Source organism: Microbacterium sp. GbtcB4 (assembly GCF_019091465.1).
In the GTDB taxonomy this organism is placed as follows: domain Bacteria; phylum Actinomycetota; class Actinomycetes; order Actinomycetales; family Microbacteriaceae; genus Microbacterium; species Microbacterium paraoxydans.
In genome coordinates, this window is sequence record NZ_JAGXJJ010000540.1 from 1 (window position 1) to 237 (window position 237).

The window sequence follows — 237 nt, forward strand, 5'->3', positions numbered from 1 at the left end:
GAGCCCCGAGGCGGCAGCGGCGAACGGCCCGGCCTCGCCGACGATGTCCACCATGGCCGGCGCCGCCCCGAGCGCCAGCAGCACGTTGGCGGTGAAGCCCGCCACGACGGCGTTCGTGACGCAGTGCGTCAACGGCGGCGCAGCCCGGACCTCCTCCCGCAGCCTTCCCGGCGTGGCGGCGAGGTCGAGGACGGATTGCGGACGCACAGGATCGCTCATTGCGACATCCCTTCGCTA

General features: G+C 73.0%; 1 protein-coding gene. It reads right to left on the bottom strand.

The genetic code is table 11. The features are described 5' to 3' along the window. Positions 1 to 219: hydroxyethylthiazole kinase (locus KVS71_RS18755; RefSeq protein WP_217585287.1), on the bottom strand; the 219-nt coding region annotated here is incomplete at its 3' end. Positions 220 to 237: the final 18 nt, after the last annotated feature.